This window comes from Sphingomonas sp. jy18, from assembly GCF_056931895.1.
In genome coordinates this window covers 623144-636979 of record NZ_JBXPBT010000001.1, presented here as the reverse complement: position 1 = coordinate 636979, position 13836 = coordinate 623144, and the positions used below count along the sequence as shown (strand labels likewise).

The 13836-nt window shown below is 67.0% G+C and carries 15 protein-coding genes and 1 tRNA gene; 9 read left to right on the top strand and 7 right to left on the bottom strand.

Going from position 1 to position 13836, the window contains the following annotated elements:
• The first annotated feature begins 20 nt into the window (after window positions 1-20).
• Window positions 21-1838, top strand: a complete 1818-nt coding sequence (gene lepA / locus AC0QC4_RS03070) for a translation elongation factor 4 (RefSeq protein WP_483658243.1) — start codon at window positions 21-23, stop codon at window positions 1836-1838.
• 122 nt (window positions 1839-1960) lie between these two features.
• Here the strand turns inward: lepA and AC0QC4_RS03065 are convergent, their stop codons facing one another.
• Complete coding sequence (locus tag AC0QC4_RS03065) at window positions 1961-3400, bottom strand: MFS transporter (protein ID WP_483658242.1); 1440 nt, start codon at window positions 3398-3400, stop codon at window positions 1961-1963.
• An 8-nt stretch (window positions 3401-3408) separates the two neighbouring features.
• Window positions 3409-4257 (bottom strand): SDR family NAD(P)-dependent oxidoreductase, encoded by an 849-nt coding sequence (locus tag AC0QC4_RS03060; RefSeq protein ID WP_483658241.1) that lies wholly within the window; start codon window positions 4255-4257, stop codon window positions 3409-3411.
• 215 nt (window positions 4258-4472) lie between these two features.
• Between AC0QC4_RS03060 and AC0QC4_RS03055 the strand changes: the two genes are divergently transcribed.
• The 4 genes from AC0QC4_RS03055 (at window position 4473) to AC0QC4_RS03040 (ending at window position 9036) form a co-directional block, all read left to right on the top strand.
• On the top strand, window positions 4473-5657 hold the full coding sequence (locus AC0QC4_RS03055; RefSeq protein ID WP_483658240.1) for an acyl-CoA dehydrogenase family protein: 1185 nt from the start codon (window positions 4473-4475) through the stop codon (window positions 5655-5657).
• A 111-nt stretch (window positions 5658-5768) separates the two neighbouring features.
• Window positions 5769-6905 (top strand): acyl-CoA dehydrogenase family protein, encoded by a 1137-nt coding sequence (locus AC0QC4_RS03050; protein ID WP_483658239.1) that lies wholly within the window; start codon window positions 5769-5771, stop codon window positions 6903-6905.
• 206 nt (window positions 6906-7111) lie between these two features.
• Window positions 7112-7903, top strand: a complete 792-nt coding sequence (locus AC0QC4_RS03045; RefSeq protein ID WP_483658238.1) for an SDR family oxidoreductase — start codon at window positions 7112-7114, stop codon at window positions 7901-7903.
• Entirely contained in the window at window positions 7900-9036 is a 1137-nt protein-coding gene (locus AC0QC4_RS03040; RefSeq protein WP_483658237.1) for a serine hydrolase domain-containing protein, read from the top strand. Before AC0QC4_RS03045 ends, AC0QC4_RS03040 begins: the two co-directional genes overlap by 4 nt.
• 12 nt (window positions 9037-9048) lie before the next feature.
• Here the strand turns inward: AC0QC4_RS03040 and AC0QC4_RS03035 are convergent, their stop codons facing one another.
• The 4 genes from AC0QC4_RS03035 to AC0QC4_RS03020 form a co-directional block, all read right to left on the bottom strand.
• The gene (locus AC0QC4_RS03035; RefSeq protein ID WP_483658236.1) at window positions 9049-9387 is read right to left on the bottom strand and encodes a TFIIB-type zinc ribbon-containing protein; all 339 of its coding nucleotides are present in this window, start codon (window positions 9385-9387) and stop codon (window positions 9049-9051) included.
• Between the two features lie 95 nt (window positions 9388-9482).
• Window positions 9483-9884 (bottom strand): GFA family protein, encoded by a 402-nt coding sequence (locus AC0QC4_RS03030; RefSeq protein WP_483658235.1) that lies wholly within the window; start codon window positions 9882-9884, stop codon window positions 9483-9485.
• 64 nt (window positions 9885-9948) lie between these two features.
• Window positions 9949-10338 carry a hypothetical protein gene (locus AC0QC4_RS03025; protein ID WP_483658234.1) on the bottom strand — a complete coding sequence of 130 codons (390 nt, stop codon included), beginning with the start codon at window positions 10336-10338 and terminating at the stop codon, window positions 9949-9951.
• Window positions 10335-10775, bottom strand: coding sequence for a DUF1330 domain-containing protein (locus AC0QC4_RS03020; protein WP_483658233.1), 441 nt, complete (start codon window positions 10773-10775; stop codon window positions 10335-10337). Before AC0QC4_RS03020 ends, AC0QC4_RS03025 begins: the two co-directional genes overlap by 4 nt.
• A 172-nt stretch (window positions 10776-10947) precedes the next feature.
• Between AC0QC4_RS03020 and AC0QC4_RS03015 the strand changes: the two genes are divergently transcribed.
• Window positions 10948-11268 (top strand): DUF4870 family protein, encoded by a 321-nt coding sequence (locus AC0QC4_RS03015; protein ID WP_483658232.1) that lies wholly within the window; start codon window positions 10948-10950, stop codon window positions 11266-11268.
• A 112-nt stretch (window positions 11269-11380) separates the two neighbouring features.
• The gene (locus AC0QC4_RS03010) at window positions 11381-11719 is read left to right on the top strand and encodes a hypothetical protein (protein WP_483658231.1); all 339 of its coding nucleotides are present in this window, start codon (window positions 11381-11383) and stop codon (window positions 11717-11719) included.
• 4 nt (window positions 11720-11723) lie between these two features.
• Here AC0QC4_RS03010 and AC0QC4_RS03005 read toward each other — a convergent pair whose 3' ends face one another.
• Window positions 11724-12266 carry a MarR family winged helix-turn-helix transcriptional regulator gene (locus AC0QC4_RS03005; RefSeq protein ID WP_483658230.1) on the bottom strand — a complete coding sequence of 181 codons (543 nt, stop codon included), beginning with the start codon at window positions 12264-12266 and terminating at the stop codon, window positions 11724-11726.
• A gap of 107 nt (window positions 12267-12373) precedes the next feature.
• Between AC0QC4_RS03005 and AC0QC4_RS03000 the strand changes: the two genes are divergently transcribed.
• Both AC0QC4_RS03000 and AC0QC4_RS02995 read left to right on the top strand, forming a co-directional pair.
• Complete coding sequence (locus AC0QC4_RS03000) at window positions 12374-13474, top strand: branched-chain amino acid aminotransferase (protein WP_483658229.1); 1101 nt, start codon at window positions 12374-12376, stop codon at window positions 13472-13474.
• Window positions 13475-13725: 251 nt separating this feature from the next.
• Window positions 13726-13800, top strand: a tRNA-Gln gene (locus tag AC0QC4_RS02995).
• Window positions 13801-13836 lie beyond the last annotated feature (36 nt).

Here is a 13836-nt window from a genome sequence, read left to right as displayed (position 1 = left end):
CCGCTGCTAGGGGCGCTTGCATGACCGACCTTTCGCTGATCCGCAACTTCTCCATCATCGCGCATATCGACCATGGCAAATCGACGCTGGCCGACCGGCTGATCCAGCACACCGGCGGCCTTTCCGCCCGCGAAATGACCGCCCAAGTCCTCGATAACATGGACATCGAGAAGGAACGCGGGATCACCATCAAGGCGCAGACGGTGCGCCTGTCTTACCCCGCCGCCGACGGCAAGACCTATCAGCTCAACCTGATGGACACGCCCGGCCATGTCGACTTCGCCTATGAAGTCTCGCGCTCCCTCGCCGCCTGCGAAGGCGCGTTGCTGGTGGTCGACGCCGCGCAGGGGGTGGAGGCGCAGACGCTGGCCAATGTCTACCAGTCGATCGAGCATGACCATGAGATCGTGCCGGTGATCAACAAGATCGATCTGCCCGCGGCGGACGTCGACAAGGTCAAGGCGGAGATCGAGGACATCATTGGCCTGCCTGCGGACGATGCGGTGCTGGCTTCGGCCAAGGCCGGCATCGGCATTGCCGAGACGCTGGAAGCCATCGTCACCCGCATCCCCCCGCCGAAGGGAGACCGCACCGCGCCATTGAAGGCGATGCTGGTCGATTCATGGTACGACCCTTATCTCGGCGTCGTCATCCTGATCCGCGTGATCGATGGCAGCATCCGCAAGGGGCAGAATGTCAAATTCATGGCTGCGGGCACCACCCACCTGATCGATCGCGTGGGCTGCATGCGCCCCAAGATCGAGCATCTGGAAGAGCTGGGGCCGGGCGAGATCGGCTTCATAACCGCGCAGATCAAGGATGTGGCGCAGGCCCGCGTCGGCGACACCATCACCGACGCCAAGCGGCCGGCCGATGCGCCGTTGCCGGGCTTCAAGCAGGTGCAGCCGGTGGTGTTCTGCGGCCTGTTCCCCACCGATGCTGCGGACTTCGAGAAGCTGCGCGAGAGCATCAGCAAGCTCAGGCTCAACGACGCGAGCTTCAGCTTCGAGATGGAATCCAGCGCCGCGCTCGGCTTCGGCTTCCGCTGCGGTTTCCTGGGCCTGCTGCATCTGGAAATCATCCAGGAGCGGCTGACCCGGGAATATGACCTCGACCTGATCACCACCGCGCCGTCGGTGGTCTACAAGCTGTCGTTGAGCAAATCGAAGACCGAGGACGCCAAGGAAATCGAGCTGCACAACCCGGCGGACATGCCGGACCCGAACCGCATCGATGAGATCCAGGAGCCGTGGATCGAGGCGACCATCTATTGCCCCGACGAATATCTGGGTGGCATCCTGAAGCTGTGCCAGGACCGGCGGGGCATCCAGAAGCAGCTGACCTATGTGGGCGGCCGCGCGCAGATCGTCTACGAACTGCCGCTCAACGAGGTTGTGTTCGATTTTTATGACAGATTGAAAAGTATTTCAAGGGGTTACGCCAGTTTCGACTATCACCAGATCGGCCACCGCCCGGGCGATCTCGTCAAGATGAGCATCCTCGTCAACGCGGAAGCCGTCGACGCGCTATCAATGATCGTCCACCGCGGATCGGCCGAAAGCCGCGGCCGCGGCATGTGCGAGCGGCTGAAAGACCTGATCCCCCGCCACCTGTTCAAAATCCCGATCCAGGCCGCCATCGGCGGCAAGGTGATCGCGCGCGAAACCATCGCCGCGATGCGCAAGGACGTGACCGCGAAATGCTATGGCGGCGACATCAGCCGCAAGAAGAAGCTGCTCGACAAGCAGAAGGAAGGCAAGAAGCGGATGCGGGAATATGGCAGCGTGCAGATCCCGCAGGAGGCGTTTATTGCGGCGTTGCGGATGGGGGAGGAGTGAGCAGGCTGGCGACGGAAGCCGAGCTCACCAAATCCCCAGACCCCGATGGACATTCGGGCTGAGGATCGACGAGCTGCAGGAGCATAGCATCGACAGCCGCAGTTAGGGACAAGTGCTCCCGGTCAGGCGGTCGGGTTTGCGCCGCTGTCCGCATCGAGCGGGAAGCGGGAGAAGGCCCAGGCGGTGGCGGCGGCGAGGATGATGGTGACGGCGACATAGGCGCGGGCGAGATCGGCGACGACCACGGGCGCGATGGTCGCGGGGTTGGCCTGTGGCGGGAAGGCGATCAGCACCAAAATCTGCCCGGCGACGAAGATGCCGATGCCGGTGACGCATTTCTGCATGAAGAAGTGGCCCGAGAAGAACACCCCTTCCTGCGCCTTGCCGCTGATCTTCTGGTGCATGGTGGTGACGTCGGCCATCAGCGACGCGCCGGTGATCATGGTGGCGATGCCGGTACCGGTGGCGAGGGTGACGATCGGCAGGAAGGTCCATAGCGAGGCGGCGCCGCCCGGTTGGGGCCAGGCCCCGGCGAGCAGCAGGACATAGGGAGCAATGGCGAGCACACCGGTGACGAGCGCGAGGCGCATCGCGGTGCCGCGCTTGCCGAAGCGCGCGCCCATCGCCCGCGCCAGCCACAGCGCGAACAGCACGCCGAAGAACAGGCAGCCCGAATAGAGCACCTGCTGCGCGGCATCCATCTTCCACACATAGGCGAGCAGGAAGCTCGACAGCGAAAAGCCGATGCCCTGGTTGGCGAAGCCGAACATCGCGGCGAGGAGCAGGATCTGGAAGGGGCGGAATTTGAGGCAGGTCAGCATGTCGCGCAGCGACGGCTGGTGCATCCCCGCCGCGCTGGGGCGGGCGAAGCGGCGGTGGGTGCCGATGGCGGAGACCAGCACCGTGACCAGCATGACGATCGCCCCGGTGACGGCATAGGCGCGGAAATCCGCCGCAGTGACGACATCGGGATCGGCAAGGCGGAAGATGCCATAGGCCGCGGCGAGCATGGCGAGGCCGCCGGCCCAGCCGAACAGGTAGCGGATGCCGAGGATCGAGGTGCGCTCGTGATAGTCCTCGGTCATCTCTGGCGCCAGCGCGATCGAGGGCACCTCGTTGATCGACAGGCTCATCCGCACCAGCGTGGCGAACAGCAGCAGCCAGGCGAGCTGCAGCGTCTGGCTGCCCTCCGGCGGCATCCACAGCGCCAGCCAGCAGCCGAAGATCGGCAGCGCCGAGGCGTAGAGCCACGGGTGGCGGCGGCCCCAGCGGCTGCGGGTGCGATCCGACAAATGGCCGACGGCAGGGTCGATCAGCGCATCGAGCAGCAGCGCGACGAGCAGGGTAAGGCCGACGAGGCCGGCGTCGAGACCGATGATCTGGTTGTAATAGAGCAACAGGAAGACGGCGAAGCCATTGTCCTTGATGCCATAGGCGATCGAGCCGAAGCCGTAGAGGACGCGCGTCGGCATCGGCACGCCGGGGGCGGGCGATGCGGCGGCGGCGGGGTGTGCTGCGGCGACGGACGGGTCAGCGGGGCCGGCGCCGGGGGCTGCGCGCACGCCCGTGCTCACTGGCTGCCGACCTCTTCGGCAAAGGCCTGCAGCGGGGTGAACAGGCTGGGGGCATCCGGGTTCCAGCTGTGCGGCTGGCCGGTGGTGATGCCGCCATCGACGACGAAATGGCTGCCAGTGATGAAGCCGGCGTCCTTCGAGGCGAGGAAGGCGACCATCGCCGCGATGTCGGCGGGCTGGCCGCCGCGCTTGACCGGCTGGGTGTGGTTGGAGATTTCGAAGATCATCGCCTTCGCCGTCTCGCGATGCTCGGGCGGGATGTCGAGCGAGGCGGTGAAGATGTTGGTCTGGATGAAACCGGGGCAGATGGCGTTCATGCGGATGTTGTGCTTGGCAAGATCGGTCGCGCCGACCTTGGTCAGGTGGATCACCCCGCATTTGGCGACGGCGTAGGCGGTGGGGGAATAGCCCGCTTCGAGGCCGGCGATGCTGGCGGTGTTGACGATGCTGGCGCCTTCCCGGCCGATCATGTGCGGCACGGCGTAGCGGATGCCCATCGCCACCGAGCGCAGCAGCAGGTCCATCGTCCGGTCCCAGCCGGCCGCGTCGATCTCGTCGATGCCCTCGCGCGCGCCGCCGGCGCCGGCATTGTTGAAGACGACGTCGATGCCGCCGGTCCTTTCCGCAGCGAATTCCATCAGCGCCTTGATCGCGTCGACGTCGCACACGTCGGTCTGCTTGAACAGGATCCTGCCGTTGGAGGTGGCGGCGAGGTCCTCCCCGCCGGCCGCATCGATATCGGCGGCGATGACGGTCGCGCCTTCGGCGGCGAACAGCTCGGCAGTGGCGCGGCCGATCCCCGACGCCGCACCGGTGATGACGGCGGTCTTCCCCGCGAATCGCATGGCACTCTCCCTCGCCGTCTTTGCTGCGGCATGGCCATACTGTGCTTTTGAAGAGAGGCGCGCGTCAAGCAGCTTATGGTGGCGCTACGGCATCCGCAATCTTTGCAATCGGTGCTTGCGCAGGCGGGCGAAACTGCTTTACGTTCACGTCAACATGGCCAGCCGCGCTGCTCCGTCCGGGCAGGCGTACCGGCTGGCAGGACGAGGAGGATGAGGTGAGCGACGACCTGCAGACATTCCGCGCCGAGACGCGTGCCTGGCTCGAGGCCAATTGCCCGGCCGAGATGCGCGAGCCGATGAAGAGCGAGGACGACACCTATTGGGGCGGCCGCAACGCCGAGTTCAAGAGCGAGGCGCAGAAGGCCTGGTTCGAGGCGTGCCGCGACATGGGCTATACCGTGCCCGACTGGCCCAAGGAATATGGCGGCGCAGGCCTGACCGCGGCCCAGACCAAGGTGCTGCGCGAGGAAATGGCGCGGATCAACGCCCGCTCGCCGCTGTCCTCCTTCGGCATCTGGATGCTCGGGCCGGCGCTGCTGCAGTTCGGCACCGAAGAGCAGAAGGTCCATTACCTCAACCAGATTGCGCGTGGCGAAATCCGCTGGTGCCAGGGCTATTCGGAACCCGGATCGGGCAGCGACCTCGTCTCCCTGCAGACTTTCGGCGAGGACAAGGGCGATCACTGGCTGGTCAACGGCCAGAAAATCTGGACCAGCTATGCCGACAAGGCCGACTGGATCTTCTGCCTGGTGCGCACCGACAAGGCGGACAAGTATCGCGGCATCACCTTCATGCTGTTCGACATGGCGAGCCCGGGCGTGTCGACCAAGCCGATCCTGCTGATCAGCGGCAACTCGCCGTTCTGCGAAACCTTCTTCGACAATGTGAAGGTACCCAAGGACCAGTTCGTCGGCACGGTCAACTGCGGCTGGGATGTCGCCAAATATCTGCTGGGGCATGAGCGCGAGATGATCTCCGCCGGCGGCGCGGGCGCGGACATGGTGTCGTGCGGCGCGCTGTTCGCCAAGTCGCTGGGCGTCAATGCCTCGGGCGAGCTCGACGACCCGATCCTGCGCGCCGAAATGGCCAAGTTCGACGTCGACGTCTTCGCCTTCCGCGCGATGGGCGAGCGGTTCATGGACATGTGGAAGACCGGCCGGGCGCACCCCGCCTCCTCCAACATGATGAAATATTCGGGCACCGAACTGAACAAGCGCCGGCACGAGCTGGTGATGTCGGGATCGGGCTCGGAAGGGCTGGAGTGGGAGAGCGACGAGTCGCGCCACGGCGCCCGTCCGCGCACCTGGCTGCGCACCAAGGCCAATTCGATCGAGGGCGGCACCAGCGAGGTGATGCTCAATGTCATCTCGAAGCGCATTTTGGAGCTGCCGGGGGGGTGACATTTTCGTCGCCCCGGACCTGATCCGGGGCCGCGTGCCGCAGTGATGCGGTGCCAGACGGCCAGCGACCCCGGGTCAAGCCCGGGGTGACGAAATAAGGAAACAGAAGACATGCCTCTCTATCACAATGACGACCAGACCGCGCTCAAGGACACGGTGGCGCCGTTCATCGCCGAGACCGCGCCGGTCAAGCACTTGCGGTCCTTGCGCGACAGCAACGACGCGACCGGATTCAGCCGCGACCTGTGGAAGCAGTTTGCCGAGATGGGTTTCACCGGCATCCTCGTGCCCGAAGACAAGGGCGGGCTGGGCATGGGCCATGCCGAAGCGGGCATCGTGCTCGAGGAAATCGGCCGCAATCTGACGCCCTCGCCGTTCCTGTCGACCTCGGTCGCGGCGGCCTCGGCGCTCAAGGCGGCGGGCGGGGCGACGGCCGAGGAGTGGCTGCCGCGCATCGCCGCGGGCGACGCGGTGATCGCGCTCGCCATCGACGAAAGCGCCCGGCACCGGCCCGAGCGCATCGCGATGAAGGCCGAGCGGTCGGGCAACGGGTTCAGGTTGAGCGGTTCCAAGACCTTCGTGCTGCACGGCCATGTCGCCGACATGCTGCTGGTCGCGGCGCGCACCGGCGGTGCGGCCGGCGAGGAAGAGGGGCTGACCCTGTTTGCGGTGCAGCGCGATGCGGCGGGCCTGACCGCCGATCCGCGCCGGCTGGTCGATTCCTCGCTGGCATCGAAGCTGGAGTTCGACGGCGTCGAAGTGACCGCCGATGCGGTGGTGGGTGAGGTCGATCAGGGCTGGGCGGCGCTGAAGCCGCTGCTCGCCGCCGCGCGCACCGGCGCGTCGGCAGAGCTGCTGGGCGTCGGCACCGGCGCGATGGACATGACCATGACCTACCTCAAGCAGCGCAAGCAGTTCGGCCAGCTGATCGGCGAATTCCAGGCGCTGCAGCACCGCGCCGCGCATCTCTATGCGGAAATGGAGATCGCCCGCGCCAGCGTGATGAAGGCGCAGCAACTGCTCGACGAGGGCAGCGACGGTGCGGAACTGATGGTCTCGGTCGCCAAGGCCAAGGTCGGCCAGGCGGCCAATCTGGCGGTGCGCGAAGGCGTGCAGATGCACGGCGGCATCGGCATGACCGACGAATATGACATCGGCCTCTATATGAAACGCGACCGTGCGCTGGCGGAATATATGGGCGACGTGAACTATCACGTCGACCGCGTGGCGCGGATGAACGGCTATTGAGTCCCCTCTCCCCTGAAGGGGAGAGGGTTAGGGAGAGGGGCAGTCTCCGTAATTACAGCTTATGGGCCGGGACAGGACTGCCCCTCTCCCCGGCCAGTTTGGATTGAAAGGGCATTGGATTGCCCCCGGCAATCCAACAATCCAGTCCGGGGGACTGGATTGACCCTTTCAATCCAAACTCCCCTGAAGGGGAGAGGGAGAATGATATGGACCTCACCATCCTTTTCGGCCTGACCGGCAAGACCGCCCTGATCACCGGGGGATCGCGCGGCATCGGGGCGATGTTTGTCGAAGGCTTTCTCGCGGCGGGGTGCGAGCGGGTCTATATCAGCGCGCGCAAGGGGCCGCAGGTGGCGGCGGCGGTGGAGAAGTTCGGCGAGCGGGTGATCGGCATCCCCGGCGATGTCTCGACCGTCGAGGGCTGCAAGGCGCTGGCGGCGGCGATGGCCGAGCGTGAGAGCAAGCTCGACATATTGATCAACAACGCCGGTGCCGCCTGGGGCGCGCCGTTCGAGGAATTTCCCGAAGCCGGCTGGGACAAGGTGATGGACGTCAACGTCAAGGGTCCCTTCTTCCTGACGCAGGCCCTCTATCCGCTGCTGAAAGCGGCGGGAACACAGGACAGCCCGGCCAAGGTGGTCAATGTCGGCTCGATCGACGGCCTGCGCCTCAACCCGTGGGATACGTGGAGCTACCACGCGTCTAAATCCTCGATCCTCTATCTGACCAAGCGGATGGCGGCGCGGCTGGTGAAGGACAATATCATCGTCACCGCCATCGCGCCGGGCGCGTTCGAAAGCGACATGAACCGCGCCGCCCGCGACCATGGCGACGAGGTGGCCAAGGGCATTCCCGCGCGGCGCATCGGCACGCCCGAGGACATGGCGGCTGCCGCCATCTACCTGTGCAGCCGCGCCGGCGATTATGTGATCGGCGAGACGATCACCGTCGACGGCGGGCTGGTGCATGCGGCGGTGGGCACGTCGATCGACGCATGACCCTCGTCGAAGGTTTTGCGCACCCGCGATTTGCCGGGATTGCAGCGGTGCTCGAGGCCAATCTGGCGTCCGGCGCGGATATCGGTGCCAGCGTCTGCATGACGCTGGAAGGGGAGACGGTGGTCGACCTGTGGGGCGGCCATGCCGATCCGGCGCGGACCCGCCCGTGGCAGCGCGACACCATCGTCAATGTCTATTCGACCACCAAGACGATGACCGCGCTGACCGCGCTGCTGCTGGCCGACCGGGGCGAGCTGGATTTCGGTGCGCGCGTTGCGCATTACTGGCCGGAGTTCGCCGCCGCGGGCAAGGGCGACGTCACCGTCGCGCACCTGATGAGCCACAGTGCGGGCCTGTCCGGCTGGAAGGAGCCGATCACCACCGAAGACCTGTACGACTGGGACAAGGCGACGTCTCTGCTGGCGGCGCAGGAGCCCTATTGGCAGCCCGGCAGTGCGCCCGGCTATCATGCGCTGACGCAGGGCTATCTGGTGGGAGAGGTGATCCGCAGAATCGCCGGCGTGTCGGTCGGCACGCTGTTCCGTCGGGAGATTGCCGAACCGCTCGGCGCCGATTTCCACATCGGCCTGCCGGCCAGCGAGGACGCGCGAGTGGCCGAGTTGCAGCCGCCACCGTCGGACGCATCGATCTCCGCCGTCGCTGACGATGCGCTGGTGCGCAACATGGCGACCAACCCGGGCATCGACGTCTCTGCCACGCGCACGCGCGGCTGGCGCGGCGCGGAAATTCCGGCGGCGGGGGGCACGGGCAATGCCCGTTCGGTCGCGGAGATCCATGCCTGCCTCGCCAATGGCGGTGTCGCCAAGGGCAGGCGCATCCTTTCTGAAGCCGGATGCCGCAAGGCGCTGGAACTGCAGATCGAGGGGGTCGACCTGATCCTGGGCATCCCCGTGCGCTATGGCATGGGCTTCGGGCTGGCGGGCGGGCTGGTGCCCTTCCCCAATCCGAACAGCCTCTATTGGGGCGGCTATGGCGGATCGATCATCTTCATCGACATGGATGCGCGCACCAGCTTCTCTTACGTCATGAACCGCATGGAAGGGACCACCACCGGCGACATGCGCGGGTTGGGGCTTGCCATGGCGATGTGGCAGGCGCTCTCGCAGGATTGAGGCGCACAGGCCTCAGTCGAAAATATCCTCGAGCCAGCTCTTGCGGCGCTTGCCATAGGGTTTGTGGCCATAGCCGTGGCCGTAGCGCGGATCGTAGCGGGGATCATGGCCGCCGGCATAGGGGTGCGCCTCGGGCCCCGGCGCGGTGCGCGCGGGCTGCGGGGCGGGGGCCGGGGCGGCCGGGGCGGGCGCGGCGCTGCGTTCGATGATCTTGTCGAGCTCGCCGCGATCGAGCCAGACGCCGCGGCATTGCGGGCAATAATCGATCTCTATGCCCTGCCGGTCGCTCATCGCGAGCGGCACGCGGCAGACGGGGCAGGACATGGCGGCGACTTGATCGGCAGAGCGCATGGGTAAGGGTTCCCGGATTACAGGCCCCTCCGCGATTCAAGATGGCGTTGCCGCGGGCGGGGCGCAAGGGCGTTGCGCGCAAGCGCGGGCGCCGCTCACTCCGGGCCGGGGAAGCGGTCGAACTCGGGGAGGTCGGCGATGTGCGTCATCCATGGCAGGCGCTCGGCGACCTGGATGTGTGCGCCGGGGGCATGGGCCTCTGCCTCGTCGAGCGTGGCCGACTGGATATCGACGATGCCCGGCAGCATCTCGGCATTGAGATAGAACAGGCCGGTGCCGCACTGGATGCAGAAATGGCGGCGGCCATGGGCGCTGCCGGCATAGACGGCGGTTTTGCCCTGGGTCAGCCGCACCGCGTCGGCGGCAAAGGCGATCCAGCCGACCATCGGCGCGCCGGCCGAGCGGCGGCAGTCGCTGCAATGGCACAGCGCATGGTGCAGCGGTTCGCCCTGCGCTTCGTAGCGGACCGCGCCGCAATGGCATCCCCCGGTGATCATGCGCATCCTCCCTCCATCCCGAGTCCGTGGGGAGAACATAGCATAAACATTGCTGGCGGCAAGCTCAGGCCGGGGCGGTGGCCGGTGCGGGGCGCGACAGGCGCCAGGCAAGCAGGAAGGCCAGCATCAGCAGGCCATCGACCATCGCGCCGATGAACGGGCCGCTGAGCGGCGCCATCCGGCCGGACTGCCACAGCCACAGGCACGGCAGGAAGAAGGCGGCTTTCTCCAGCACCGCGACCAGCATCAGCGGGCGGTAGCGCACGGGATCGCGTGCGATGGCGATGAACAGGAGCTGCCAGACCAGTGCCGAGCCGTAGAAGCCATAGTAGAATTCGGGCTGGGCGAGCGGCGGGTAGAGCGGCACCGGCCCCTGTTCGATGAACAGGCCGGGCAGCAGCACGGCGATGCCGTAAACCGCGGCGACGGCGAAGATCAGCCGCGCGGCCCTCACCCGCCGAAACCCTCTCCCGCCGGCAGGCCGCTGGTGCGGATCAGCCGCGAGGTGCGCACCGCCGCCTGGCGGTGGACGACCGCGAGGCGATAGTCGGGATCGGTGACCATCGCGAGAAAGGCGTGCGCGGACGGGTAGCGGGCAACGAAGGCGGTATCCCACGCCTCGTCGGCCGGGCCGGTCAGCACCAGTTGCGGCGCGGCACGCCACAGCACGCTGCCGCCGACGCGGCGGAAGATGGGGCCGCTGTCCTCGCCGTAGCGGGCATAGGCCTCTTCCCCGGTCAGGCCGAGCGGGGCGCAGGGGTGATCGGCGGGATAGGCGGCGGCCGCGCGGAAGCGCACCAGATTGAGCATCTCCACCGGCTGGTCGCGCGGCAGCGCCTTGAACGCGTCGAACGCGGCGCGGGTGGGGTCGATACAGGCTTCTTCGGACATGGCTGCGCTCCCTCTCTTGCGGCGCGACGATGGCCGATTTGCCGGGCCGAAGGAAGAGGCGCGGGCGGCGGATTGGGCGATTGCCGCGCCGGCGGCTTCATGTCATCTATCCGGTCAGCATCTGTCTTTTTGGGGGGTATGGACCATGGCACAGCCAGCTTCGGGATTCGACATGAACCGGCCGACAATCGTCGCGCTGCTCTATCTGGCGTCGTGCTTCATCGGCGTCACCGGCATTATCGGCGTGGTGCTGGCCTATGTGTGGAGGGGCGAGGCGCAGGGGAGCTGGGAGGAAAGCCACCTCACCTATCTGATCAACACCTTCTGGATCGGCTTCATCGGCTCGATCATCAGCTTCTTCCTGCTGTTCGTGCTGATCGGCATCCTCACCTGGATCGCCGTCGGCGTGCTGGTGGTGGTGCGATCGGTGCTGAGCCTGGTCGGCGCGCAGAGGCAGATGCCGATGCCCAACCCCGGCTCGCTGACCTGGTAAGGCCGCGCCCGCGCGTGCGGGCGCAGGATCGGAGAAAGCGCCGTCGACGCGGTTGCCTGCCCATCCGGATTGCTGTAGCACGCGCTACATCCAATCGATGGGGAGAGAGACGATGGCGCTATTCCGACTGTGGCTGGTGGTGATCATGCTGGCGCTGACGGTCTATACCGTGATGGTGATCGGCGCGCATGGCTGGGGCCTGATCCCCATTTTCTTCGGCGATATCGGCCGCATGGGCTGGCCGGGGCAGTTCAACCTCGATTTCCTGTTCATGCTCAGCCTGTCCGCGCTGTGGGTGGGCTGGCGGCACGGCTGGAGCGGGCAGGGCCTGCTGTTGTCGCTGCTGGCGCTGTTCGGCGGCGCGAGCTTCCTGTCGGTCTATCTGCTGATCCTGACCGGCGCGGCGCGTGGCGACATGCGCAAGGTGCTGCTGGGCCAGCACGCCATCTGACGGCTCAGCGCTGCTTTTCCCATTCGGCAAAGCGGCTGCGCAGCGCGACGGGCACCAGCCCTTCGAGCACCTGCCAGAAACCGGTGACGCTCTCACGGCCCGACAGGCCATAGGCATCGGCCATGGCTGCGGCATAGGCGGCGTCGATGCGCAGCGCGAGCGCGGCACCGGCGGCGGTGGCGCTGATCTGCCGGCGCCGGCGGTCGCGCGCGCCGGGCTCGACCGCGACCAGCTGCTTGTCGGCAAGCTCGCGCACCACACGGGTCAGCGCCTGCTTGCTGGTGCCGGTCAGCTCGACCAGATCGCCCATGGCGAGGCCGGGCCAGCGGGTGACATGGCCGAGTGCACGGGCGTGGGCGCGGCCGATGCCGGCCTCTTTCAGCACCGGCTCCGCACCGCGCATCAACTGGCCATGGCCGAGCAGCAGCAGATCCACGCCGCGCTGCACCTCCGCCCGGCGCAGGAACAGCGGCGAGGCGGAGACGCGCAGGCGGGCGATGCCATAATCGCCATCCTGGGCGCTGCTGTCCGGGCCGGGCTTGACCATGGCACAGCACAAGCACCCCGCTGGCGGCTTGGCAAGGCCGCAGCATTGACCGGCCCCGCCGCCGCCGGTAACCGCCGGGGCGACCTTCCTTACGCCGAAAGCTGCCGATGACCGACGCTGCCAGCCCGTTCCGCCTCGCCACCACCCCGCACCCCGCGCCGGTGCCGGCCGAGGAGCGCAGCGCGCGGATTGCCGATCCGGGCTTCGGCAAGACCTTTACCGACCATATGGCGATGATCCGCTATTCGGAGGCGCGCGGCTGGCACGAAGCGGCAATCGTCCCGCGCGGGCCGATCAGCCTCGATCCGGCGGCAGCGGTACTGCATTATGCGCAGGAGATTTTCGAAGGGCTGAAGGCCTATCGGCTGGCCGACGGCGCGATGGCGCTGTTCCGCCCCGATGCCAACGCCCGGCGCTTCAACGCCTCGGCCGACCGCATGGCGATGCCGCAACTGCCCGAGGCGATGTTCGTCGAATCGGTGAAGGCGCTGGTGCGCGCCGATGCGGCCTGGTTCCCCGAGGTCGAGGGCGGCTCCATCTATCTGCGTCCGTTCATGTTCGCGTCCGAGGTGTTCCTGGGCGTCAAGCCGAGCACCGAATATCTCTACCTCGTCATCGCGACGGCGGCGGGCGGCTATTTCAAGAGCGGGGCACCGGCGGTGCGGCTGCTGGTCAGCGAGGAAGACACCCGCGCCGCGCCCGGCGGCACCGGTGCCGCCAAGTGCGGCGGCAATTATGCCGCCAGCCTGCGCGCGCAGAGCCAGGCCATCGCCAAGGGGTTCGACCAGGTGGTGTTCCTCGATGCCGCCGAGCGCCGCTATGTCGAGGAACTGGGTGGCATGAACCTGTTCTTCGTGTTCGACGACGGCAGCCTGCTGACCCCGCCGCTCGACGGCACCATCCTGCCCGGCGTCACCCGCGACAGCCTGATCACGCTGGCGCGCGAACAGGGACTGGTGGTGCGCGAGGAACGCTATGCCATCGACCAGTGGCGTGCCGATGCCGAGTCTGGCCGGCTGGTCGAGGCCTTTGCCTGCGGCACGGCCGCGGTGGTGACGCCGATCGCCAGCGTGACCGGCGCGGACTTCAGCTTCACCGTCGGCTCGGGCGGCCCGGGGCAGGCGACACAGCGGATGAAGCAGCGGCTGGTCGACATCCAGCGCGGCCTCGCCGCCGATCCGCATGGCTGGGTGCAGCGCATCGACTGATACCACCCTGCAATGATCGGGACCCAAGAGGACCCGCCTTCGGTTGCCATTTCCCGCCCGCTGGACATCGTCGCGGCCTTGCCACGATGCCCCGCATCGCGGCGGCGTCCGCTCCTCGCCAGCAAACGGGAAATGGCAATCCTCATGGGTAACGATCAGTGCAGGGTGGTATGAGCGTCCGCGTCGGGGGTTTGCTTCGGCCAAGGAGATGGATATAGGCGCGCTTCCCCGTCGCCAGACGGGGACGATGCTGGGGCGTAGCCAAGCGGTAAGGCAGCGGTTTTTGGTACCGCCATGCGCAGGTTCGAATCCTGCCGCCCCAGCCATTTTCGATCATGGTCGTAGGGAGCGCGGTCGCGGCT